At 40.7% G+C, this 22,507-nt stretch carries 18 protein-coding genes; 13 read left to right on the top strand and 5 right to left on the bottom strand.

What is annotated here, in order from left to right; translation table 11 throughout:
- The first annotated feature begins 111 nt into the window (after window positions 1-111).
- On the top strand, window positions 112-1,632 hold the full coding sequence (gene gpmI, locus IM797_RS18215) for a 2,3-bisphosphoglycerate-independent phosphoglycerate mutase (RefSeq protein WP_194128606.1): 1,521 nt from the start codon (window positions 112-114) through the stop codon (window positions 1,630-1,632).
- Between the two features lie 23 nt (window positions 1,633-1,655).
- Window positions 1,656-2,165, top strand: coding sequence for a hypothetical protein (locus IM797_RS18210; protein WP_228098942.1), 510 nt, complete (start codon window positions 1,656-1,658; stop codon window positions 2,163-2,165).
- A 3-nt stretch (window positions 2,166-2,168) separates the two neighbouring features.
- Here the strand turns inward: IM797_RS18210 and IM797_RS18205 are convergent, their stop codons facing one another.
- The gene (locus IM797_RS18205) at window positions 2,169-2,786 is read right to left on the bottom strand and encodes a tetratricopeptide repeat protein (RefSeq protein ID WP_194128604.1); all 618 of its coding nucleotides are present in this window, start codon (window positions 2,784-2,786) and stop codon (window positions 2,169-2,171) included.
- Window positions 2,787-3,055: 269 nt separating this feature from the next.
- Between IM797_RS18205 and lon the strand changes: the two genes are divergently transcribed.
- The 3 genes from lon (at window position 3,056) to IM797_RS18190 (ending at window position 7,110) form a co-directional block, all read left to right on the top strand.
- A complete protein-coding gene (gene lon / locus IM797_RS18200) occupies window positions 3,056-5,527 on the top strand; it encodes an endopeptidase La (RefSeq protein ID WP_194128603.1) in 2,472 nt (823 codons plus the stop codon).
- A 52-nt stretch (window positions 5,528-5,579) separates the two neighbouring features.
- Window positions 5,580-6,083: a hypothetical protein gene (locus tag IM797_RS18195; RefSeq protein WP_194128602.1), complete on the top strand. Its 504-nt coding sequence runs from the start codon at window positions 5,580-5,582 to the stop codon at window positions 6,081-6,083.
- Between the two features lie 73 nt (window positions 6,084-6,156).
- Complete coding sequence (locus tag IM797_RS18190) at window positions 6,157-7,110, top strand: lipid A deacylase LpxR family protein (RefSeq protein WP_194128601.1); 954 nt, start codon at window positions 6,157-6,159, stop codon at window positions 7,108-7,110.
- A 2-nt stretch (window positions 7,111-7,112) separates the two neighbouring features.
- Here the strand turns inward: IM797_RS18190 and IM797_RS18185 are convergent, their stop codons facing one another.
- Entirely contained in the window at window positions 7,113-7,523 is a 411-nt protein-coding gene (locus tag IM797_RS18185) for a peptide chain release factor-like protein (RefSeq protein ID WP_194128600.1), read from the bottom strand.
- A 97-nt stretch (window positions 7,524-7,620) separates the two neighbouring features.
- On the opposite strand from IM797_RS18185, the gene cmk reads away from it, so the two are divergent.
- The 8 genes from cmk (at window position 7,621) to IM797_RS18145 (ending at window position 17,288) form a co-directional block, all read left to right on the top strand.
- Window positions 7,621-8,301: a (d)CMP kinase gene (cmk, locus tag IM797_RS18180; protein WP_194128599.1), complete on the top strand. Its 681-nt coding sequence runs from the start codon at window positions 7,621-7,623 to the stop codon at window positions 8,299-8,301.
- 152 nt (window positions 8,302-8,453) lie between these two features.
- Window positions 8,454-9,041, top strand: coding sequence for a TetR/AcrR family transcriptional regulator (locus tag IM797_RS18175; protein WP_194128598.1), 588 nt, complete (start codon window positions 8,454-8,456; stop codon window positions 9,039-9,041).
- 63 nt (window positions 9,042-9,104) lie between these two features.
- Window positions 9,105-10,277: an efflux RND transporter periplasmic adaptor subunit gene (locus tag IM797_RS18170; protein ID WP_194128597.1), complete on the top strand. Its 1,173-nt coding sequence runs from the start codon at window positions 9,105-9,107 to the stop codon at window positions 10,275-10,277.
- Between the two features lie 42 nt (window positions 10,278-10,319).
- Entirely contained in the window at window positions 10,320-13,496 is a 3,177-nt protein-coding gene (locus tag IM797_RS18165) for an efflux RND transporter permease subunit (protein WP_194128596.1), read from the top strand.
- Window positions 13,497-13,506: 10 nt separating this feature from the next.
- Window positions 13,507-14,913, top strand: a complete 1,407-nt coding sequence (locus IM797_RS18160; protein WP_194128595.1) for an efflux transporter outer membrane subunit — start codon at window positions 13,507-13,509, stop codon at window positions 14,911-14,913.
- A gap of 89 nt (window positions 14,914-15,002) precedes the next feature.
- Complete coding sequence (locus IM797_RS18155; RefSeq protein WP_194128594.1) at window positions 15,003-15,680, top strand: response regulator transcription factor; 678 nt, start codon at window positions 15,003-15,005, stop codon at window positions 15,678-15,680.
- Window positions 15,681-15,692: 12 nt separating this feature from the next.
- The gene (locus tag IM797_RS18150; RefSeq protein WP_194128593.1) at window positions 15,693-17,012 is read left to right on the top strand and encodes a sensor histidine kinase KdpD; all 1,320 of its coding nucleotides are present in this window, start codon (window positions 15,693-15,695) and stop codon (window positions 17,010-17,012) included.
- A gap of 69 nt (window positions 17,013-17,081) precedes the next feature.
- Window positions 17,082-17,288, top strand: coding sequence for a hypothetical protein (locus IM797_RS18145; protein WP_194128750.1), 207 nt, complete (start codon window positions 17,082-17,084; stop codon window positions 17,286-17,288).
- Between the two features lie 282 nt (window positions 17,289-17,570).
- Here IM797_RS18145 and IM797_RS18140 read toward each other — a convergent pair whose 3' ends face one another.
- The 3 genes from IM797_RS18140 to IM797_RS18130 form a co-directional block, all read right to left on the bottom strand.
- Window positions 17,571-20,018, bottom strand: coding sequence for an outer membrane beta-barrel family protein (locus IM797_RS18140; RefSeq protein ID WP_194128592.1), 2,448 nt, complete (start codon window positions 20,016-20,018; stop codon window positions 17,571-17,573).
- Between the two features lie 70 nt (window positions 20,019-20,088).
- Window positions 20,089-20,787, bottom strand: coding sequence for a LytTR family DNA-binding domain-containing protein (locus IM797_RS18135; protein ID WP_194128591.1), 699 nt, complete (start codon window positions 20,785-20,787; stop codon window positions 20,089-20,091).
- A gap of 1 nt (window position 20,788) precedes the next feature.
- Window positions 20,789-22,456, bottom strand: coding sequence for a histidine kinase (locus tag IM797_RS18130; protein ID WP_194128590.1), 1,668 nt, complete (start codon window positions 22,454-22,456; stop codon window positions 20,789-20,791).
- Between the last annotated feature and the right edge of the window lie 51 nt (window positions 22,457-22,507).

Raw genomic sequence — 22,507 nt, 5'->3', positions numbered from 1 at the left:
GTAGAGGCATCAAAATCATTTATATACCAGGGAATGACAATTTGATTCAAAACAAAGGCTCAATAGACTTATATTTGCTCTACAACAATGAACTAAAAAAGTAAACAACTGATGCATAATAAAAAACTAGTATTGTTAATCCTTGATGGATGGGGTTACGGAAAAAAAGATAAATCTGATGCAGCTTATGCCGCCAACACTCCATTTTTTGATTCTTTGCTACAAAACTACCCGAACTCTAAACTGGAAGCTTCGGGTGAAGCTGTAGGACTTCCGGCCGGACAAATGGGTAACTCTGAAGTTGGACACATGAATTTAGGTGCTGGAAGAGTAGTTTACCAGGAACTTGGCCGGATCAACAAAGCCATTGCAGACAAAACCTTAAATCACAATCCGGTATTGCTGGATGCCTTTAATTATGCAAAAACAAATAACAAAGCAGTACATTTTATCGGTTTAGTATCTGACGGTGGTGTACATGCCCACATCAACCACTTGAAAGCACTGTGTGATGTGGCCAAGGAACAAGGCTTAACAGATGTTTTTATTCATGGCTTTCTGGATGGAAGAGATACAGACCCCAATTCAGGATTAACTTTTGTTAAAGATCTGGAACACCATTTAACCACCTCGACTGGAAAAATTGCAAGTTTAATTGGTCGCTATTACGCGATGGATAGAGACAGCCGCTGGGAAAGGGTAAAACTTGCTTACGATTTAATGACCAAAGGAATCGGGCAAGCAACTCATGATCTGGAAACGGCAATTGCACAATCTTATAAAGATGGCATCACCGATGAATTTATCAGACCATTGGTGGTGACCAAAGCAGACGGATCAGCTGTTGCAACGATACAACCTGATGACGTGGTTATTTGCTTCAATTACCGTACAGACCGTGGCCGAGAAATTACGGCAGCATTGAGTCAGAATGATTATCCGGATTTTGAGATGCATAAATTACCATTGTATTATGTGACGATGACCACCTATGATGAGAACTTCAAAAATGTGAAAGTCGTTTTTACAAAGGATGATTTATCCGAAACATTGGGAGAAGTTTTAGAAAAGAACCATAAAAATCAGATTCGCATTGCTGAGACGGAAAAATACCCACACGTAACCTTTTTCTTCTCAGGCGGCAGAGAACAGGCTTTTGAAAATGAGAAAAGAATTTTAATTCCTTCTCCTAAAGTGGCCACCTATGATCTGCAACCAGAAATGAGTGCTGCAGGAATTACGGAAGCGATTGGTAAGGAGCTGGAAAGCGGATGGCCGGATTTTGTATGTCTGAACTTTGCAAATCCGGACATGGTTGGCCATACCGGCGTATTTGATGCTGTAGTAAAAGCTGTAGAAACGGCTGATAGCTGCGCTGAAATTGTAGTGAATAAAGGAATAGCTAATGGATATTCCTTTATCATACTGGCTGATCATGGTAATTCAGAGTTTATGGTCAACAACGACGGCTCAGTGAACACTGCGCATACCACCAATCTGGTTCCTTGTATCCTGATTGATCAGGATTATAAAAAGGTAGCTGACGGAAAACTGGGTGATATTGCCCCTACCATTTTAAAAATTATGGGTATTGAGGCCCCGGCGATTATGACTGGCAACTGTTTGGTATAATGAAATATCATTTACTCGCCATCATGACAATTTCAATCTTCTTTGGTTGCAGCAATGCAGCCAAAGAAGATCAGAAAAATGAGCTGGGTTATTTTGACCTCAAATCTTATTTTCATAAAGAAGCCGGCAGGTTAAAAAAAAACAATCCATTTGTTGAAAAAACAGTGCTGATTAATGCGGATGCTGAAACGAAAAAAGTACAGATTCCCGATTGGGCAACTGAACTTGCCATGTTCGCTAACGCAGACATCAACAGAGCCTCATGGAAAGGTTTATTTTCTATTCAAAAGAATGAGGATGAAGAGGTTTACATCTCCAGCAATGACAAGGTACCCGTAAAGAAAGTGACTGTTAACAAACACCTGAACCAGGTTTCAAGTATCCAGATTATTGTAACAAATGTAAATTCTTTGTATTCGTCAACCGATACACTGAGTTATTTTCCAGATAGTCTGTACCTGATCAACAAAACACAAAACATCAGGTTGCTACCGGGTAAACATTACCAGGTAATCGGAAAAATCTTAAAATAGGTTTTACTTTAAACTGGTAATTTGCGCTTTGACGTAATCGATCAGGGAAGTAATGTCTTTGCGTTGAGGCTGAACAACCAATACTTTCTGAAAATCACTTATTGAATTGTTAAAAAGTGCAATACAAGCGGCTTTTTCTGCTTTGGTTTTGATGCCATAAGATTTATAAATCCCATAGTCTTTATATGCCAGCGCCCTGTTTTGCAACAATTGAGTATCTTCTTCCCCATTGATCTCAATCGCCTTAGTGAAATCTTTGATGGCAGACTGGTAAAAATTATCGCGCATATTACTCAATGATTCTTTAGGATCATTGGCCACATTTTGCCTGGCTTTACCGCGGTAATAATAAGCTGAATAATCAGTAGGTTTAAGGGCAATTAAACGACTGTAGGTAGCTATAGAGTTTTCAAAATCGCCACACTGAAAATAAGAATAACCAAGCATTTTGAGCACGTTAGGGCTTTTTGCATCTGCTTTTTCCAATTGACCAACAGCGCCTTTATAGTCACCATTAATCATTGCCTGCATGCCCAATTTATCATAACCGCCTTTTTGCGCAAAGCTAGTACCTGCAGAACATACAAACAGTACTAAAATCGCTTGCCTCAAATAATTCATCAACTTCTATTTAAAAAATAAATATTCAAAAGGTATGACATAATCAACTATCATACCATGTTACAAATATGTAAACTAAACGCTAATTTATTCAAAATATGATGCTATTAATTATTATTATTAAAGATGCTGACTTTTTAACAGTTAAAAGCATTAATATTTTTTTTGGCACAGGAGTTGAAATTATAACTAATCAATACAATTAATAATTTTCGTAAACGACATGCTGTCAGATTGTCGTTTTTATTTTTTTAGAAAGACTTATTTAAATGAGTAAACAAGATTCGTTTGACTTTAGCAATGCACTACCCATCATAAATGAAGATACTGAGTTTTTTCCTTTAATGTCACAACAAGACGAAGATGAAATGAACAACGAAGAAACACCAGAGATTTTACCGATCCTACCCTTGCGAAATACAGTTCTTTTTCCGGGGGTCGTTATTCCAATAACCGTTGGACGGGATAAATCGATCAAGCTGATCAAAGAAGCTTATAAAGGCAATAAAATTATTGGTGTAGTATCTCAAAGAGATGTGACAATAGAGGATCCTACCTTCGAGGAACTGAACAATGTAGGAACTGTTGCGCACATCATCAAAATGTTGCAGATGCCTGACGGGAATACTACGGTGATTATCCAGGGAAAACAACGTTTCCGCTTAATAGAAGAAGTACAGTCAGAGCCTTACATCAAGGTAATCATCAGTAAATTTGAAGAAGCCAAGCATAAATCTGATAAGGAATTTAAGGCCTTGGTTGCTTCGATTAAAGAAATGTCTAGCCAGATCATCCAGCTTTCGCCAAACATTCCGAGTGAGGCAGGTATTGCATTAAAGAATATTGAGAGTACTTCCTTCCTCATCAATTTCATCTCATCGAATATGAATGCAGATGTGGAAGACAAACAGAAAATGCTGGAAATGACCAATCTGCGCGAGCGCGCTACGATGGTGATGGAATTGCTTACACTGGAATTGCAGATGCTGGAGTTGAAAAATCAGATCCAATCTAAGGTTCGTACCGATCTGGACAAACAACAACGTGATTATTTCTTAAATCAGCAATTAAAAACTATACAGGAAGAACTGGGTGGAAATTCATCCGACATGGAGTATGAAGCCCTTGAATCCCGCGCAAGAAAGAAGAAATGGGCGGATAGTGTGAAAATCCATTTCAATAAGGAATTGGAAAAACTGGGCCGCATGAATCCGGCTGCTCCGGATTACTCTGTTCAGATCAATTACCTGGAACTGTTGCTAGACCTGCCATGGAATGAGTTTACCAAGGATAATTTCGATTTAAAACGTGCACAACGCGTATTGGATAAAGATCATTTTGGACTGGAAAAAGTAAAACAACGCATCATAGAGTATTTAGCTGTATTGAAGTTAAAACGCGACATGAAGGCACCAATCATTTGTTTGGTTGGCCCTCCGGGAGTTGGTAAAACATCTCTTGGAAAATCAATTGCAAAGGCTTTGAACCGTAAATATGTACGTATGGCATTGGGCGGAATCAGGGATGAGGCAGAAATACGCGGACACCGGAAAACTTATATCGGTGCCATGCCAGGCCGAATCATTCAATCCATTAAAAAAGCTGGGGCAGCCAATCCGGTCTTCGTTTTAGACGAGATTGATAAAGTAGGTGCAGATCACAGGGGCGACCCCTCATCTGCATTGCTGGAGGTATTGGATCCGGAACAAAACAGTGCTTTTAACGATCACTATGTAGAAACTGACTATGACCTCTCTAATGTGTTATTTATTGCTACCGCCAACTCCTTAAGCTCGATACATCCTGCCCTGCTGGATCGTATGGAGATTATCGAAGTCAATGGTTATACCATTGAAGAGAAAATAGAAATTACTAAAAAATACCTTTTGCCGAAGCAAAAAGAGCAGCATGGTATTAAAACCAAGGATATTGTACTGAAAAGTGCTTTAATTGAAAAGGTAATTGAAGATTATACGCGGGAATCTGGTGTTCGCGGACTGGAAAAAAAGATTGGTTCACTGGTACGTGGGGTTGCTACTAAAATCGCCATGGAAGAAAGCTATGAACCAAATCTGGACATTGCAGATGTAGAACGCATTTTGGGCGCCCCGATATACGATAAAGATGCTTATGAAGGCAATGAAGTAGCTGGTGTGGTTACTGGTCTGGCCTGGACACAGGTGGGTGGCGATATCCTTTTTATTGAAGCCAGCTTAAGTCCGGGAAAAGGAAAGTTAACGTTAACAGGTAACCTGGGCGAAGTGATGAAAGAATCGGCTATTATTGCTTTAGCCTATTTACGTGCACATGCTGCATTGTTTAATATCGATTATGAGTTGTTCGATCAATGGGATGTACATGTTCACGTTCCGGCGGGTGCTACCCCTAAAGATGGACCTTCAGCTGGTATTACCATGCTTACGGCATTGACTTCGGCCTTTACACAACGTAAGGTAAAATCCAACCTGGCCATGACCGGTGAGATTACTTTAAGAGGAAAAGTCCTTCCTGTAGGTGGAATCAAAGAAAAAATACTTGCGGCGAAACGTGCAAACATCAAAGACATTATTTTATGTAAATCCAACCGGAAGGACATTCTGGAGATTAAGGAAAGCTACATCAAGGACCTTAACTTTCACTATGTAACCGAAATGCAGGAAGTGATTGAACTGGCCCTCACTAAGGAAAAGGTTAAAAATCCACAAAACATTGTGGTAAAACAGGTTAAAATTGGTGGATAATTTTTTTTTGGTTAATATTGGTGCGGGATATTTCTAAACTAACAAACTCAAAATGAAAAAAACGACGCTCGTTTTGGCTCTTTTGGCCATTACCTTCGCCTTTAAAGCAAATGCACAGGAAACAGTTGCCCAGCCAACTACCCGTGCCCAAAATGTTTATGTGGAACTTGCCGGACAGGGCATTATCCTGACGGCCAATTACGACACCCGTTTCAGCAACAAAAGAAATGGTATCGGAGGCCGGATTGGGATCGGCTATCTGGCTATCGATGGGGATAAGATAACCAGTATCCCTGTAGGCTTAAATTACCTTTTGGGTAAAGGGAAAAGCTTTTTCGAAATCGGGTTGGGTATGACATACCTTTCAGCGAAAGGAAGTGACGACAGCTTTTTATTTGATGATGAAACGGCCGACGGCTTGCTGGGCACGATGAATTTTGGTTATCGTTTGCAGCCCGTTGACAGTGGCTTTTCTTTAAGGGCAGGTTTAACCCCTATATTTAATTCAAACAACTTCCTTCCTTTTTATGGAGTGAGTTTAGGTTATACTTTTTAGACTTTAGTCTATACTTACAACAAAATACAAAAACTTCGGTACTTTTACCGGAGTTTTTCTTTTAAGATACATCATGAACAGTAAAAAATGGCTGGTTGCCACCTCCTTTTTGTTAATAAGCAGCATCGTGTCTGCACAGAATTTCAAAAACGAATTCGGTTTCAAAAGTGACAACGACTCTTACCTGGCACAAGGCTCCGACCGGTATTATACCAATGGTTTGTTTATCAATTTCCGGCACGCCTTAGATCAAAGCAAATTGAAAGACGGACTGGAGAAAAAAATCTATGAAATCTCTGTAGGGCAAAAAATGTACAATCCAATATCCGGCTATGCCCCCGATCCGGATAAACAAGACCGTCCTTTTGCTGGCTACCTGTATGCTGGGGCTGCCATGAGCTGGTTTCACAGTAATGAAAGTATTTTAAAAACAAGTGCAGAAATTGGAACAACGGGACCAAACTCACTTGCCGAAGACGGACAGGAATTGCTGCACAAAACGGTTGGCTTTTATGCGCTTGACGGCTGGCAATATCAAATCAAAAATGAATTGGCCCTTAACCTTTCGGCCTCCTATACCAGGCTTTTACACCGTGCAGAAAGCAAGGCTATAGATTTCTCTTTTGAAGGCTATGCCAATGCGGGAACTACATTTAGCGGTGCTGGCCTGGGCTTACTCTTTAGAGCAGGTGGTTTAAACCAGCTTTTCAATTCAGCCTATACCAATGCAGTAATTGGCAACAATGCAAAAACAAAAGCCCTGGTAAAACATGAGGTATTTTTCTATGCTAAACCGCAGTTAAACTTTGTGGCTTATGACGCTACGGTACAAGGCAGCATGTTTAACAACAACAGTCCGGTTACTTTCGGTGTAAAACCAATTGTATTTGCACAACAAGTTGGCTTTAACTACAGTTCACAGCGTTTCACTTTCGACTTTGGGATGATTTTCAAGACCAAAGAAATAAAAAGTACGGCCAAGGCGCATCAATATGGTTCAATCACGATGTTTTACCGCTTTAACTAAGTCTAATCGAGTTGCGGACGTTTTCTGAATTCTTTTTTTAAAGCATTGCTTTGTTTATCTGCTAATCGCTTGCGGATTACAGATTTCGGTGTTTTACTTGGCTTTCTCTTTTTTTGAACATGCAGGGCTGACTTTAATAAGGCGATCAGTTTCAATATGGTACGCTCTTTATTGAGCAACTGGCTCCGGTCTTCCTGTGAAACCACATGGAGATTCCCTTCCTGATCCATACGGGTAGCCAGGCGTTCTCTCAGCAAGACTCGTTCATCCTCGGTGAAAAATGCCGCCGTTTCCACATTTAAAATCAGTTCTACCTTGCTGGAAACCTTATTCACATTCTGGCCACCTTTCCCCCCACTTCTGGACGTTTTAAACGTGACTGCCTTAACTATATCTTCTTTTGCAGGTAACATGTTACAAAAGTAATATTTATTCATTGATCTTTAAGCCATCTTCCTTACGACATAAAATGATTTTGGACCTTTCAGTAAATTGCTAACTTTGCGTTATATGAGAAAAAACCTGGTTATAGCCATTGACGGCTATTCATCATGCGGTAAAAGCACATTGGCAAAAGCCTTAGCAAAAAAGTTAGGTTTCATTTACATCGATAGCGGAGCGATGTACCGGGCAGTAACTTTGTATTTTATCCGGAACCAGGTAGACATGAGTAATCCTGAAGCAGTAACCGACGCTCTGCAACATATTGAACTGAATTTTCATGCCAGGGATTACCAGTCGCACATCACGCTAAACGGTGAAGAAGTTTCTGAAGAGATTCGTCAAATGCCGGTTTCTGAAAATGTAAGTGCGGTTTCTGCCAATAAAATCGTCAGGAAAGAGATGGTTAAGCAACAACAACGCATGGGCAAATCTAAAAACATTGTCATGGATGGCCGGGATATTGGCACCACTGTTTTTGCAGATGCACAGGTTAAGTTTTTCATGACTGCTGACCCCAAGATCCGGGCTGAGCGCAGGTTTAGGGAAATGCAGAGTAAGGGAGATACCACCACCACACTGGAAGAAGTTTTTGAAAACCTTGCCCATCGTGATTACGCGGATACTACCCGTGTCGAAAGCCCTTTAACACGTGCAGAAGATGCCATTATCCTGGACAACACCAATATCACAGAAACAGAGCAATTGGATTTTGCCATGGAACAGGTGCAACAATATCTCCCTTTGTAAGCATACTTCGTCAAATAATCAAGGTGCCTTTACCGGCATTTTTGCAAATATTTAGTTACATAAAGTGCCTCAACCTAAACATTACAATTGGATGTTTTAACTCGGTTTAAGGATTAATACTTTTGTTTAACAATTTTGTCAAACAAGAGTAAATGACGACCAGAGATACCGGTACAGAACAGTTAATTAAAGATACAGCCAAGCATTTATTTTTTGCTGAGGGTAAGATACACGCTACTACTCAGGAGATTGCAGATGCTGCCGGTGTAAATCGCACGCTTGTTAATTATTACTTCAAATCCAGGGATATCCTGTTTGACCAGGTATTTAACGAAGCCCAGGAGTCTCTGGTGACTACACTTGACGAGGTCATGGACGCTCCTGTCCCCTTCAAACAAAAGATAGAACACCTGATTACGGTGTTCCTTAAAGAGTTTGGACAATTTCCATACAGGGAGGTTTTTATCATTACACAAATGAATAATAACAATGTGATCAATGCTAAAAAAGCCCGTGTAAAAAGAGTAGAAGCATTACTTACAGAAATCAGCATTGAAATGGATAAAGGCACCATCAAAACCATGGATCCCAGACATTTTTTAATGAATCTGTTTTCTTTAATGGCTTATCCTTTGGTGACATCTCCATTACAGAAAATCTTATTTAACATGGATGACGATGGATATGCGCAGCTCATGGAACAACGAAAGCAATTAATTTTTGAAACCATATTCCCTTAAATACCCAATATACCTTAATGCATGAGCTTATGATCGCTCATCACAAACAAAAATAGCAACCCGATGAAAACTAGAATCCAGTCTCTCTATTTATTACTTCCTGCATTATTGATCCTTGCTTCCTGTGGCAACAGTGATCAGAAAAAGGCGGGAGCAGCTGCGGCAGATCAACCGCAAGCATACCCTGTAGTTACCTTAGCTACTCAATCCACTACACTTGAAACCGATTACCCTGCTACCTTACAAGGCATTCAGAATGTTGATATCAGACCCAAAGTGGATGGCTTTGTTCAAAAAGTTTATGTTGATGAGGGCGCTACTGTAAAAAAAGGTCAGTTGCTATTTGCCATTAATGCTCCACAATACGAGCAATTGGTTAGAACTGCTGCCGCAGCCATTAGCAGTGCCGAAGCAGATGTGAACGCTGCCCAGTTACAAGTTAACAAAACCAAGCCCCTGGTTGACAAAGACATCATCAGCAAATATGAACTGGACGCTGCTCAATTGACCTTACAAAGTAAAAAGGCTGCGCTTGCACAGGCCAAAGCTACACTAGTTAATGCACAGGTAAACTTAGGTTATACACATATTACCAGCCCGGTTGATGGTGTGATAGGCAGCCTTCCTTTTAAGGCTGGTAGTTTAGTAAGCAGCAGTAACGCCGAACCTTTAACTACAGTTTCAGACATTGCCAGGGTATACGCGTACTTCGCTTTGAATGAGAAACAATTGTTAGATTTCTCGAGAAACTATAAAGGTGCAAATCTGGAAGCACAGATTAAAAACATGCCGCCTATCTCCTTAGTACTTTCAGACGGGACACCATATACAGAAAAAGGAAAAGTGGAATCAATTAATGGTTTGATCAATACCGGAACGGGTTCTGCAAGCCTTAGGGCAACTTTTCCAAATCCATTGAGACTGTTGAGAAGTGGTGCCAGTGCTGCAGTACGCATTCCACAACACCTGGAAAATGTAATTTTAATTCCTCAAAAATCAACAACGGATTTACAGGGTAAAAAATTCGTGTATGTATTGGATGAAAAAGGCAATGTAAAAAATACAGAAATCGAAATCATGGAACTGGCCAAAGGTAATTTCTATGTAGTAACCAAAGGGTTAAAAGCTGGTGACAAAATTGTTTTGGAAGGGTTCCAATCTTTAAAAGATGGTACACAGATTAAACCACAAGAGCAGGCTGCTGATTCTGTGTTTGCCGATGTCCGAAACAAATAAACAAATCGTAAACTGTAAATCCATAATCGAAAATTAACCGATATGTTTAAGAAATTTATAGAGAGACCCGTTTTATCCACGGTAATCTCCATCATCATCGTGATACTGGGTATATTGGGATTAATTACCCTGCCCGTATCGCAATATCCAGAAATTGCCCCTCCAACCGTACAGGTATCTGCATCCTATCAGGGTGCAAATGCGGACGTGGTGATGAATAGCGTGGTCGTTCCGCTTGAAGAACAGATCAATGGTGTTGAAGACATGACTTACATGACTTCGACAGCAGGTAATGATGGTACTGCCACGATCACCGTCAACTTTAAACTGGGCACAAACCCGGATCTTGCAGCCGTAAACGTACAGAACAGGGTATCCAGGGCTTCCAGTTTATTACCTGCCGAAGTGACGAAATCAGGGGTAATCACCGCAAAGAAACAAGCAAGTAACGTATTGATTTTTGCGATTTATAGTGATAGTGCTTCATATGATCAATCTTTTCTACAAAACTATGCCAACATCAATCTGATCCCTCAGGTAAAAAGGATCAACGGGGTTGGTGATGCCAATGCTTTCGGTTTGATGGATTATACGATGCGAATCTGGCTTAAACCAGATGTGATGGCCGCTTATGGTTTGGTACCAAATGACGTGAGCGTTGCCCTTGCTGAGCAAAACGTAGAAGCAGCCCCAGGCCAGTTTGGAGAACAAGGTCAGCAAGCATTCCAGTATACCTTAAAATATTCCGGACGTTTAAAAAATGAAACTGAGTTTGGAAACATCATCATCCGATCAGATAATAATGGCCAGATTTTAAGGCTTAAAGATGTAGCCAGGATTGAATTGGGTGCCCAGAGTTATGCCAGTACAGTTCGTTTTAATGGCAAGCCAGCATTGGGTATCGCCATTAACCAAACGGCAGGGTCTAACGCAAAAGATGTAATCGAAGGCGCAATGAAAGTGCTGGACGATGCTTCTGCAACTTTTCCTAAGGGCATTCATTATATGGCCCTGGTTAACGTGAACGACTTCCTTGATGCGTCTATAGAAAAAGTAATACATACCCTTATCGAAGCATTTATCCTGGTTTTCCTGGTGGTATTTATCTTCCTTCAGGATTTCCGCTCTACCTTAATCCCGGCGATCAGTGTTCCTGTGGCCATCATAGGTACCTTCTTTTTCCTCAGCCTCTTTGGTTTTACCATCAACTTACTTACACTCTTTGCCCTGGTACTCGCTATTGGTATTGTGGTAGATGATGCGATCGTTGTGGTAGAGGCTGTACATGCCAAGCTTGACCATGGCTATAAGTCGGCGAAAAAAGCGACAATTGATGCCATGGAAGACATTACCGGGGCCATCATCTCCATTACATTGGTTATGGCGGCAGTATTTATCCCTGTAAGTTTTATCCAGGGATCATCTGGCGTATTTTATAAGCAATTTGGTTTGACACTGGCCATTGCCATCATCCTTTCGGCAATTAACGCGTTGACTTTAAGTCCGGCCCTCTGTGCGCTGTTCTTAAAACCACATGATGAAGATCACCAGAAGAAAAAGAACTTCCTCCAAAAGTTCTATGTGGCCTTCAATACTTCCTTTGATTTAATGACCAATAGGTATAAACGTTCTGTTAGCTTCCTTGCCCGCAGAAAATGGGTAGCCGGACTGGGCATTGTGCTCTTTACTGCTGTGCTGATCTGGACCATGAAAACTACGCCTAAAGGTTTCGTTCCAAATGAGGATTTGGGTACCATCATGTCTGACATTTCCTTACCAGTAGGAACATCTCTGGAAGCGACAGACCGGATTATTGTACAGATTGATAGTGTTGTCCACACCATCCCAGAAATAAAAACCTCGCTAAGGGTAGTTGGTCGGAGTATGATCAGTGGTTCAGGAAGTTCTTATGGTATGGTAATCTCCAGGTTAATTCCATGGGATGAGCGGAAACGTGATGTGAAGGCAATTATTGGAGAATTGTTTGCTAAAACAGCAGGAATTAAAGGTGCAAGGGTAATTTTCTTTGCTCCGCCTACGATTCAGGGATTTGGTACCAGCGGTGGTTTTGAATTCCAGTTGCAGGATAAAACAGGTGGTGACATCATTAAATTCAACAAAATTGGTAATGAATTCCTGGCCGCATTAAGTAAAAGACCGGAAATCCAGTATGCATCTACCTCGTTCAACCCGAATTTCCCACAATACCAGATCGACGTAAATGTGGCTACAGTAAAACAAGCCGGGTTAACAGTAAGTGATGTATTGGGTGTATTACAAGGTTATTATGGTGGTGTATACGCCTCAAACTTTAATAAATTTGGTAAGCAATATCGGGTAATGTACCAGGCTGATGCACAATACCGCGCCAACCAACAAAGTCTGAATAGCATTTATGTCCGCAATTCCAGTGGTAAAATGGCACCGATCAGTAATTTTATCACTTTAACCAAGGTATACGGACCGCAAGCCATATCGCGTTTCAACTTGTTTACCTCTATATCCGTTACTGGTAATCCAAATGCAGGTTTCAGTTCCGGTGATGCCTTGAAAGCAGTACAGGAAGAAGCAGCGATCCACTTACCGGCAGGCTACGGCTATGAGTTCTCTGGTCTTTCCCGCGAGGAGATGGCCGGCGGTAACCAGACCATTTTCATCTTCCTATTGTGCGTAATTTTTGTGTACTTCCTGCTTTCAGCACAATACGAAAGTTATATTTTGCCTTTAGCGGTATTAATTTCACTTCCAATTGGTTTGGCCGGGGTATTTATCTTCGATAAGCTATTTGGCGTGGATAACAATATATATACTCAGATTACGCTGATCATGCTTGTAGGGTTATTGGCAAAAAATGCCATTTTGATTGTTGAGTTTGCGGTAGACCGAAGGAGAAAAGGAATGAGCATTGTGAGTGCGGCGATTGGTGGTGCAACAGCCCGTCTTCGTCCGATCCTGATGACTTCATTTGCTTTTATTCTGGGATTGCTGCCATTAATGTTGTCCACAGGTGTTGGTGCAGCAGGTAATAAATCTATCGGTACAGGTGCTGTGGGAGGAATGCTTATCGGTACCATATTTGGAATATTTGTGATCCCTACTCTATTTATTGTGTTCCAGAGTTTACAGGAAAGGGTAAGTAACAAATCGCCATTTGACGAAGGTTATGGCCCGGCACAAAAAGCAATTGAGTTCCCTGAAATTGATAACCGTGAACATTAATCTATATAAAATGAATTTCAAATATCATAAATCTTATATCGTCATCGGTTTCTCCGTGCTAACCTTATCCGCCTGCGTAACCAAAAAATACGAGCGTCCGGTTCTGAATAGCAATGGTTTATATCGCGACAACAATACCACAGATACTACAACCATAGCGGATTTGCCATGGAAAACATTGTTTGCAGACGCCGGTCTGCAAACTTTAATTCAACAAGGAATACAGGAAAATCTGGATCTGAAACAAGCCATTGAGCGCATCAAGGTTGCAGAAGCTACTCTATTGCAAAGTAAGGCCGCCTTGTTGCCCAGCTTAACAGCCGACGTTTCTGCAACAGATACCAAGCAGTCTACAGCTGCATTGAACTTTCCTCCGGGCATCAACATCAATACCGAGACCCAATTGTACAGAGCACAGCTGAGCACCAGCTGGGAAGCGGACATCTGGGGTAAGTTAAGCAGTGCCAAACGCTCTGCCTATGCTACGCTCTTGCAAACAGATGCAGCAAAAAGAGCCGTACAAACTCAACTTGTTGCCAATATTGCCAATGCTTATTACAATTTACTGGCCCTGGACAAGCAATTGGCCATTACAGAACAGACCATCAAAATCAGAACATCTGATGTAGATGCGATGAAGTCGCTAAAAGATGCTGCGATAGTAAACGGTGCAGCTGTAGTTCAAAGCGAGGCAAACTTATATGCGGCACAGGTAAGCCTACCCGATTTAAAAAGAAGCATCAGGGAAACTGAAAATGCGCTAAGCATCCTGTTGGGCAGAGGCCCGGGAAAAATAGACCGTTCTACGCTGGATCAGCAGGTACCTTACAGCAATTTACAAACTGGTGTATCCGCACAACTTTTACAAAACCGGCCTGATGTGCAAGCCGCTGAATTTGCATTCAGGGCAGCTTTCGAGAACAAAAATGTAGCAAAAGCTTATTTTTATCCAGCTTTAACTTTAACCGCCAACGGTGGATTGTCCAGTTTAACATTGAAAAATTTCTTCGACCAATCGATATTTTATAGTCTGGTTGGCGGACTTACACAACCCATCTTCAACAAAGGCCAGAATAAAGCACGTTTAAGGACTGCTGAAGCCCAGCAACAGATGGCGTTCTATGCTTTCCAGCAAAGCCTGTTGACAAGTGGACAAGAAGTTTCGAATGCACTTTATGCTTACCAGACAGCTGCGGAAAAAGAAACGACCAGGGCAATGCAAATTGCTGCGTTAACCAAAGCGGTTGATTTTACCAAAGAATTACTGCGGTATAGTTCTGCCACCAATTACACCGACGTTTTAACCTCTGAGCAGAGTTTACTTGCTGCTCAATTGAGTGGCATTAATGATCGGCTGCAGAAACTGCAGTCTGTTGTCAATCTATACAAAGCACTTGGCGGAGGCTTAAAAGAATAAAAAATAGAGGCGGTTAATCCGCCTCTATTTTTTTATCAGCTCTTTTTTACTAGATTCATCCGCAAATCACTTATACCTAATTATTACCGATGAATATCCTGATTGTTGAAGATGAAAAGACATTGGCGCTGGAAATGGCAGAATTCCTGGGGAAAGAAGGTTATACGATAGAACATGCCTGGAAAAAATCTTCTGCAGCCGAAAAAATCTTTGTCAATTCCTATGACTTTATCCTGCTCGATTTAGGTTTACCAGGAGGTGATGGCTTTGAACTCTTACACCAACTCAAACAAATTCCAGGCCGCGAAGATGCGGTCATCATTTTAACTGCCCGTGGTGATGTAGACGACCGCATTAAAGGGCTCGAAGCCGGGGCAGATGACTATTTACCCAAACCTTTTTCTTTAACAGAGCTACTGGCCCGTATGCATGCCATCATCCGCAGAAAACACAAGCTGGAGATGAACGAGGTAAAAATCCACGATTTTGTGCTGGATATCAAAAATCACAAACTCAGCTTTGAGGGACAGAAAATTAACCTGACTAATAAAGAGTTTGAAATTTTCAATTATCTTGTACTGAATAAAAATCGTGTAATTTCCAGAGTCAATTTAACAGAACACGTATGGGGAGATATCCTGGAAGTCAATTCAGATTCTAACTTTGTAGATGTACATGTGAAAAACCTACGAAAAAAATTAACGGCTTGTACCCCTATTGACTGGTTTGAAACGGTCAGGAGCATTGGCTACCGAATTAACTTTTGATCGCAATAAGTGATGAAATTACAATTCAAGCTCGCGCTATACAATACCCTCACCAAGATCGCCATCATCACCATGCTGGGTATCCTGATCCTTGCTTCGATAGACAACATCACAGTCAACCACATTCAAAAGCGCTTATTGCAAAAAAAAGATCGGTTGGTTTCCAATCTATCGACCATAGAAATCAATGAATTGTTAAACCAGCGTACTTTTACCGATTACAATCTCCTCAGGGAAGAATACATCATTTTAAAAGAACTAAAAAAAGGAGAAGCCCCGATCAAACAAAAGTTTAGCATTGAACAACGTAGCATAGAAGGCAATGAAGAGTCATTTAAAATCTTAATCACTGATTTCAGCTACAAAGGGAAAAAATATAGATTAGAACTCGGTGCCACCATGTCTACATTATCCCAGCTTAAACACACCATATCCATGTTTACTTTTGGGATATTAATTGCCGCTGTGATTCTGACCTTGATCACCGACCTTGCCTTTACACAGTTTTTATTAGCCCCTTTTTATCAGATCATTGATAAAAAGCTCAATAAGGTCAATGATCCGATCAATTTCAATTATGAGCCCGTCAAAACTTCAACAGAAGATTTTAGGATTCTGGATCAAAGCATTAGTGTATTGATGCAAAAAATTGCGAATCTTTTTATCACCGAAAAAGAGTTTATTGCCAATGTTTCACATGAACTGCTGACCCCCATTTCCGTGCTCAATACACGTTTAGAAAACCTATTGACTGACGAGCAATTGTCTCAGGAAGGCGAAAACAAAATATTTGCTTCACTCAAAACCCTGAATCGTTTAAAAGCGATTATCAATAGCCTGCTACTCATTTCTAAAGTTGAAAACAACCAGTATGGCAAAGGAGATCAAATCTCTATAACCGATACTGTAAATGACGTATATGAAGAGTTGGAGCACCGGCTGCTGATGATGAAGCTTAGTTTAAACATCAATCTGCCCTTTGACCATCATTTTATGGGTAACCGCTCCCTATTCCATACACTGATCAGCAATCTGGTTAACAATGCCATTAAATATAATGTAAACAAGGGCTCCATCAACATCACCAGTACACGCACAACACAACATTATTTACTCAGCATAGCCGATACAGGTATCGGCATGGATGCCGCCGTGATAGAAAATGCATTTGTGCGTTTCGAAAAATTAAATTCAGAAAAAGCCGACAGCCACGGTCTGGGGTTGGCTATTGTACGCAGCATCGCAGCTTTCCATCAATTACAGGTCGATATTCAATCTGAAAAAAATAAGGGCACAACAGTAGTTATTCGATTTCCATTAAGCGCTTCATAATTCTTCATCAAATCTTCATTTTAGGTTCGCAACTTTGAATCAACAAAAAACACAAAAACAATTTAAGATATGAAAAGAACAATTTTAGCGCTTGCATTAGTTGCAACAACTTTCGGCGCATTCGCACAAACTCCTGCTAAAGCTACAACTGCTCCTGCTGCTGCAACTACTGCTCCAGCTCCAAAAGCAAAACATGCTAAAAAAGTAGAAGCTAAAAAAGCTGTTGTTAAAACTGAAGCTAAAGTAGAAGCTCCAAAAGCAGACAAAAAAAAATAAGCAATAATTAAAAACCTTTTAGTTTTTAAAAAGGGGTATCACTTTCCATCAGGTGATATCCCTTTTTTGCGTTTCAGATGTTGCAGGGCCACAGTCAGTCTGGCGGGCTTTACGATCACCGGCTTTAACCTGGTTCCTTTTTGTATTGATGACAAATAATTTGATGTTTTAATTTCTAATGTTTTAAATGTATTCCAGTTAAATGGCCATTAACTCTTTTCTGTTAAAACGGGATAGAAATTTAAAACGCAACAAGGCAGAAATAAAATCAGCGGGCCTGATCTAATTGCCTGCCCTTCTTTTCTCTTCTTCCGCGGCGCCGGCTTTACGTTTGGCATTGACCTGGCTGCCCCCAAACTTATAATTGAAGCTGACCGTACCCACACGTGTATCTCTTAACTGAATAAAACGCTCCCCATATCCGGTTAGTTTTGTTATAGCTTTAGTGCGCAGACTAAGAAACACATCATTCACATTGAGTTTGACGGAAGCTCTTTTGTTACAGAGTTGCCTTTGTGCACCAAGATTTAAGGACCAGTTGGCATTGATGTCAAGAAAGCCATAATAAGCCGGACTGTTATAGGAACCTGTAATTTCGAATGTGGTATTGGCATTCAGCAACACAGTATTGCTGGAATTGAGACTAAAGGCCATGCGGCCAGCATTCAGATTGGTATTCGCCAGGTATCCCTGATACTTTCCATAAAAAACCAGGGCTGTATTTGTGCTGCTAAGCCATTTACCAAGCGTTACAGGAATGCCCAGACTTATATTGTAATAATTATAGCTCGCCAGGTTTCTTCCTGTTTGTATCACAGTACCCGGTTCCATGTCTGGAGAAAGCACAGAAATGATATTATCGTTCGTCCGGCTATATCCCAGTTTGGTAATATATTTATGTTTAAAGGAATGCGTCAGTTCGAAAGCAAAGGTTTTTTCAGGATCAAGCTCCGGGTTTCCAGAAGCTGAAGTCAGCGGATCTAAAAACACTTTAAAAGGATTTAGTTCCCGATAAGAGGGCCTGTTGATTCTCCGGCTTACTGAGATACCAAGATCATGGGTTTCATTCCATTCATAGCCGATATAACCACTCGGAAACAGTTGTACATAGTCTTTATTAAAACGCGTTTCATTGACCACCTGTAAACCATCAGCTGCGGTATGTTCTATTCTTAAGCCTAGCTGCAAGCTCCACTTCTTCCATTTTTTTGATGCATTTAAATAGGCAGCATAAATGTTTTCTTCGTAAATAAAACGATTGCTTTTTCCAGCGTCAAGTATGTCTCCTCCGGCACTGCGGTTAAAAAATTGCACATCATTATCTGTCTTTACCCAACTGGCTTTAACACCGGCTTCCAATTTAGCACCAAGTTGCTTTAAAGGTAGCGTATAATCTACTTTAAAAGACCTGATGCTCAGGTTCCCATTTAAATCCCCAAACAGATCGTAAGCACTTTTTGCAGGATTCCCGTTGCTATCATAATAATCAGTATGGTAGTTCTGGAGGTCGCTGTTGCGGTAACGGGCATAGTCAAAATCAGCACTCAATTCTGTTCCGGTGGTATCCATCTGCTGTCTGTAATTCAGGTTCAAGCCACCGTTGTTTCTTACCGGATTGGTACTTCCCAAAGTGTTAAAAGTACCTGAGGGTTGTTGAAGCGCATCAAGGGAACTGGCTTTACCATCAGATCCTACTTTCCCATCTACAAATAGTCCGTTTACCACAAACCCCAAGGTTATTTTTTTACTCAGGCTGTAATCCGCCCCAATTCTGGCATTGTGATTATGGAATCGATACCTAAAAAAATTATGGAAGTTATTGCCCCCGGTTATCTGATCATTGGCATCGTAAAAAGTTCTGAAAATAGTCAGGTCGTTAAACTCATTTCTTGGTGAATAAGCATAAGATGCAAACAAACTAAGTTTACGACTTTTACTGTTCAAATTAACAGCAGGTATAAATTTACCATACACACCCTGACCATAACTTAAAACTACATTTCCATTTATACCTTCATTTTTTTCTCTTTTCAACCGGATGTCTATAATCCCTGAATTTCCGGCAGCATCATATTTAGCAGAAGGATTACTGATCAGGTTAATTTTTTCGATTTGACTGGCTGACATTGCGCGAAGCATATCTGCGAGCTCCTGACCGGACATCGGAACCAATTTACCATCTATCATTAGCAGTACCCCTTGCCTTCCCCGCATAGCGATGTTGTCCTGCTGATCCAGCGTAATGCCCGGAGCTTTCTGCAAAACTTCCAAAGCAGAACTTCCGACTGCTGAAATTGAACCGGCTACATCCAGCACCGTCCTGTCATACTGCTGCGTAATAAATGGCTTAATGGCAGAAATAGAAACTTCTTTCAATTTGTTTTCCTGTGGAGAAAGACTGATCTCTCCCATATTTATATTTTTATCCAGGTTTACTCTTCCTGAACTATATTTTTTAAATCCAAGCCCTTCTGTTGTAATTAAATAAATACCCTCCGGGATTCCTTCAAAAATAAAAATGCCCTCGTCATCGATATATTCCACTTTAAACATTTTTTGGTCTGCTGCCTGAAGCAGGTAAACCACCACATCTGCCGCACGCAATTTCTGTCCGGTGATAAATTTCCCCTGAATTGTAAAGGCTTTAGGTTTCACCTGAGCCTGAACGTTCGTTTGCAGATAAAAAACCAGGAAAGCGAGAACAATGACAGGAGTAAATACTTTAAACATAGGAATTCAGGTTTATCAGCGATAATTTGGATTTAAGACCGTGGAAGAATCCACATGTTACAACCTGCCATTATATCAATTTGCTTTTTAAATCCTTGTATCTGGATCTACCTATTGGCAGCACAGTCCCGTCTTTAAGCCTCAGGGAATACCTGGTACCCGAATCAATAAAGATTTGCTCCATATTGGCAACAGGTACAATATAGGATTTATGGATCCGTTCAAAATAATCTGGCAAGAGCTGCTGTAATTTTTCCAGGGATTTATCATGCAGTTCCCGTTTACCATTGAGCAAGTGCAATTCTGTATAAATACCGGCCCCCTTAATGTAAAGCAAGTCTTTTACTGCAATGAGTGCAATGGCTCCCGTTTTTTTTACTGCGAGGAAATTCATACCCTGCATAACAGGATTCCTTTGCCCACCAATTCTTAAAAATGCCTGAATCAGTCTGGCCTCATCAAAAGGCTTTGGCACAAAATCGAGTACACCATAAGCAAAAGCCATGATAGCCTGATCCGTGTAGGCAGAAATGATGATGGTATGAAAAGATCTGGAAACCATCAATTCCAAAATATCGAAGCCACTTTCTCCGTTCAGATTTAAGTCGAGTAGAAGCAGATCGATTTCGTTATTTTCAAGGTATGAGATGCCTTCGGGCAGCGCATCACAAATGCAAACAGATTCCAACTGTTCCCCAAGAAAAGAGGTCACCATGCGTTGAATTCTCCTGGCAATTCTTTGTTCATCTTCGATAATCAATATTTTCATATCAGTCATTAATGTTAATTCGGACAAACCAGCCAACCGCGATCTCTCCGGATTCAAATTCCCATTTATCACCATAGCTTTCCGTTAAACGGGCAGCGACATATTGAAACCCGGTACCTCTTTTGCCGGAACGGCCCGACCTATTTTTAGCCTTGGTAATAAAAGTATACGCCCGGTGGTTTTCAGTTCTTTTAAATGTCAGCTCAAAATAGATCTTATCCTCTTCAAAGGGCATACTGTGTGTAATTCCATTTTCGAGTAGTGTATGTAAAATTGCAGGGGGGATCATTTCTGACGCTTCAATTCCAAAGTCGCTCCAGATGTATTTAATTTCTTTACGAAATTCCATGACGAGCAAATGGGCCTTACATAAGGCAATTTCACTGGAAATCGGAATTAAGGTTGCTTCAGATATTTCATTCATCAAATCAAATTCGGCGGCAAGGGCATTGATAAATACCACCCCCTGTTTTGGAGATTCTTCGACCCAATCAATCAAAGAAGTTAATGTATTTTTTATAAAATGCGGTTGTATATTTTTTTTCAGCAACTGAAGCTTTAACCTGGAAGACAGCAGTAAGGAAGCCTGATACGCCCGATCATCCTCTTTTGCCCGGATGGTATGCAAATAAAGCATACACAGTACAATAATGGTAAAACAAATAAAAATGCCAAAATCATAAAACAGGATATTGTTGATCAGGAAGCTGATCATTAGTCCGCATAAAATCATGACTCCTCCTTTTTCTTTATTTGAAATGGCCTGAACAGCAACCACCATCGATGCTAAAAGCATTATTCCACTCAAAATCCTGGCTGTTAAATCATACCTGCGGTAGTTAATCAGGTAAACCAGTATCAATACGCAGCACAATATGCCTATCAACCAACCCTTCTTATTGAAGTTAAATTGCATGGAAAAGTAAAGCGGTACCAATAAGGCAATAGCAAAGGTTAACAGCCCGATAATCTCCAGTCTGGTGTAAAAGTAAGGGTATGGAATGTCCACATAAAACTTACAATACTCTGCAATCAGCAACAACAGAAATAAGAAGCAAGTGATGCTAAAAACCAGTGTTGCATGGTTTTTTTTATTGCTATTGATCAATAAAAAAAGATAGTACAGTGCAACCATTAAAAATACACCGGCCATGAGATTCATAATAGAAGCAATGATCAAAGGGCGGGTTAGCGACTCCGCATAATATTCAATCCTGACACCCGGACTTCGGTGTAAATCACTTTTGTAATATTGTGTCCCCCTTAAAGCCAGCAGATGTAAGCCCGGGCTATTAAGCGAATCAGGCAGGAGATAACAACTACGGTAGGTACCGGGTACCTCTCTCGATGCTTCCAGAAGAAATTTCCCGTTTTCGCCTATTTTAACACCGTCCCAGTAAACTTCAAAAGCGCCAAATGCATATACTTCAAGTCCAAGGTGCTTATTGACTTCCGTTTTACTGTTCAAGCTGATGTGATAACGTGTCCAGAAGACCTCATCTCTTTTGTTATCCCGGTCGGTTTTCCAACTGTTATCGTCATGATGCTTATTCGCCCATTTCAGGTCATCACCAGTTTTAAATACCGGTGACGAAGCTTGAAATCTGACCTCACTTTTGCAAGAACAGAGCGACAACATGACGACAAAAAGTAACACCAGACGCTGCATAAAGTAAAGGTAGTATGAATTTCACATAGTCAGACGCAATATAAAAGTATA

The sequence above is a fragment of the Pedobacter sp. MC2016-24 genome (genome assembly GCF_015223055.1).
In the GTDB taxonomy this organism is placed as follows: Bacteria; Bacteroidota; Bacteroidia; order Sphingobacteriales; family Sphingobacteriaceae; genus Pedobacter.
This window is presented reverse-complemented; position numbering and strand designations above follow the sequence as displayed.